This is a genomic window from Nostoc sp. CHAB 5715, from assembly GCF_020829685.1.
Classification (GTDB): Bacteria; Cyanobacteriota; Cyanobacteriia; order Cyanobacteriales; family Nostocaceae; genus Nostoc.
Genome location: NZ_JAIVFR010000915.1, coordinates 1 through 2,996, shown reverse-complemented (window position 1 = coordinate 2,996; position 2,996 = coordinate 1). Strand labels below are relative to the sequence as shown.

The window sequence follows — 2,996 nt, the reverse complement described above, 5'->3', positions numbered from 1 at the left end:
CAATTAAGCGCTGTGTTTGTTTAGGATTATCTTCAATGTGGTTCAGTATATCGCTCATATTTCTGTGTCAAAAAAGCTCTCTGCTGTTCTTTTACCACAGAATGTTACTATTTTGGAGATGTCTACTTGAAAAATTAACTTAAAAATTAAATTGTATGATTAATTTGATGGCGTTGCTGAATCAAGGGATGATTCTTGTAGGGTGGGCGTCTCGCCCGCCCTGAAATACAAGGGACGGGCAAATCGCCCCATCCCACAAAACTAGCAAAATCATCCCGCAAATATGCAACGCCTTAATTTGATTATCAGACGTCTGACTACTGCACTATCTATATTCCCTACTATTACCAATTTGCTAGAGTTAATATTACCTCTGACAGGATTAACAATTTTATTATTATTTATAGGATTTCAATACTTCGGCTACGCTCAGTAACCATCAGATTTTATCAAGTTACATATCTTAGAAAAATCTTGGCAAGAAATTGTAAAAATTATTGTGTTTTCCTTTTTTATACCAGGCTTAAGTGAAGAGATAGTTTTTCGCGTTTTGTTTTTGCCTCACCCTACTGAAAACCCCTCACTCAAGACACAAATTATATGGATGATTATCACTTCAGTCGCCTTCATTATATATCACCCATTTCAGGGACTAACCTGGAATCCTGGTGGTCGTGAAGTTTTTATAAATCCAAATTTTTTAATCCTGGCAGCTTTGTTAGGAGTTATCTGTACGATCGCTTACTTAATATCTGGCTCTATTTGGCTTTCAGTTATCATTCACTGGCTTGCTGTTGTCATTTGGATAGTTTTATTAGACGGATTTGCTAAGTTTAACCCACCTTTTGCACTTCATTTTGTATTTAACTTTCTTGTTGGGGATAACCATTTTTCTCGCGTTTGAGGCTTTCTTCTAAGGCTTGAATTTGTTCACGACGAGCTTCCAATTCTAAGGAACGCCGCGCTAAGTCTTGGTTTTGCAACGTCAGGGATTGTCGCCAATGTTCTGCTCGTTCGGCTTCGTGCTGCAAAAATTCCGGGGTGATGCCTATGGTGAGGTAGCTTTGTACCAAATGGAGTACCCAGTTGGTGGCATCTTCTATTCTTTCAATGTCGCCTGTAGGGGAAAGTTCTACTAAAACAAGCAAGTTTTCACTCATAATTTTTCCCTTTCCTAGCAGAATAGGAGTCTCTTCTGGAATTATCGCCCACAAATTATCAGCTTCTTGACGCGCCAACAAGCGTAACTGGTGCTGGTCTAAAAAATCGTTTTTACACACCTGGGCTAGATATAGCATGAGAGTCGCTTTGCTCCAATTAAAAATTAAAAATTAAAAATTAAAAATTAAAAAAAACTTCATAAAAAAATAAGTGCCATTGATATTTGGATCTTGTTAATTGGTAATGGGTAATTGGGAATTATTGACACTCCCTATTACCCATTACAGTTATCCTAAGCCACGCAGGCGATCGCTACGACAACGCCTTCAAGCGATCGCGCAAAATTTCAGCTTGCTTCTGTGCTTCTGCTAAGGCATCCCGCGCTCCCTGTACCACGTCGGCTCTAGCTCTATCTACGAAACTAGGATTGTTTAATCTGATACTCAGAGATTCAACTTCTGCTTCAGCTTTACTCAAGCTTTTTTCTAGCTTGGCACGTACAGCTTCAATATCTACCACACCGCTTAGAGGAATTAGCACTTGTATTGTACCAATTACACCTGCAATCGCATTTTCTGATTCTTGTGATTGTTCTAATTCTTTCTGCGGGAAAAATCGGCTCCATAACCTAAGTCTCGCTTGAGCAGTGAGTAAATTTTGGCTAACAAACCAAGCTGTGTAAACAAAACCAACTAGTTCAAAGAAAGTTCCGATGATGGGAATGTCATCAATGGCATTTCCCGCAGCTAAACCCAATCTACCAAAGACAATGGCCACGATAGTTAAGCCAATTGTCTTCAAACCCCTCTGAGGTTTTTTAACAGCAACAGTTTGGCTTTTTTCCTTGTCAGTAATGGTTAAAGTCTCAACCTTCGCCAAATCTTTAATGTAATCTTGTCCAACAGTGAGAATTTCCCGCTCCTTCTCGCTTTGGGTTTGCAAATTCGCCGTTATTTTTACCCCTGGTTTAATATCCGCCTCAGCCCGCAAATTCCGAATTGTGCGGATAGTATCAATCAGTAATTCAAACTCTTCTTCTAAAGCTTGATCAATCAAGTTTGCATCTGCCTGGGGATAGATTTGTAACGGTAAAGTTTGCGCGGAATCTGCTGATTGTTGGGTGAGAGTCTGCCAAATTTCTTCAGTAATATGAGGCATGAAGGGATGAAGCAGTTTCATAATCCCTTCCAATATGTAGCCGAGGGTTTGCTGTGCTACCCGCCGCGATACTGGATCGGCATCTGCTTGCAATCTGGATTTCACTAGTTCAATATACTGATCGCAGAAATCACCCCAGATGAATTCATACAATCCCTTAGCTGCTTCCCCTAAACCGTAATTATCGATGTAATTGGTGGTTTGTTTAACAACTTGATGATACCGCGAGATAATCCAGCGATCGCTCAATTCTGTGGCTACTGGGTTCCCCAATTGTTGCGGCGTTTGTCCATCCAAATTCATCATCACAAACCGGGCAGCATTCCACAACTTGTTAGCAAAGTTGCGGGATGCCTCTACAGATGCCGATTCATCCTTTTTGCGATCGTATTCCAACCGGATATCTTGACCAGCGCCAGCCACTTCCCTAATTAAGGTATACCGCAGGGCATCAGTACCATACTTGTCAATTAATAACAATGGGTCAATGCCATTACCTTTGGTCTTAGACATCTTCTGACCTTTTTCATCCAGCACCAAGCCATGAATGTAAACCGTTTGGAAAGGCATTTGCTGCGTAAAATGCCCAGCCATCATGGTCATTCTGGCTACCCAGAAAAAGATAATGTCAAAGCATGTTAACAAAGTATTAGTCGGATAGTAAGTTGCTAAATCTT

The 2,996-nt window shown here is 40.5% G+C and carries 3 protein-coding genes; 1 reads left to right on the top strand and 2 read right to left on the bottom strand.

Features of this window, described 5'->3' with window-relative positions; genetic code table 11:
- The first annotated feature begins 448 nt into the window (after window positions 1-448).
- A complete protein-coding gene (locus tag LC574_RS39380) occupies window positions 449-904 on the top strand; it encodes a CPBP family glutamic-type intramembrane protease (RefSeq protein WP_368736767.1) in 456 nt (151 codons plus the stop codon).
- Here LC574_RS39380 and LC574_RS33615 read toward each other — a convergent pair.
- Together LC574_RS33615 and LC574_RS33610 are read right to left on the bottom strand one after the other, a co-directional pair.
- Window positions 864-1,298, bottom strand: coding sequence for a hypothetical protein (locus LC574_RS33615; protein WP_229457925.1), 435 nt, complete (start codon window positions 1,296-1,298; stop codon window positions 864-866). The two genes, LC574_RS39380 and LC574_RS33615, sit on opposite strands and share 41 nt — an antisense overlap.
- Before the next feature lie 175 nt (window positions 1,299-1,473).
- On the bottom strand, window positions 1,474-2,996 hold a 1,523-nt coding region (locus LC574_RS33610), incomplete at its 5' end, for a class I tRNA ligase family protein (RefSeq protein WP_229457923.1).

Excerpts from the sequence above, each read along its gene's own strand:
- LC574_RS33615 (WP_229457925.1), bottom strand. The coding sequence starts at position 1,298 with ATGCTATATCTAGCCCAGGTGTGTAAAAACGATTTTTTAGACCAGCAC.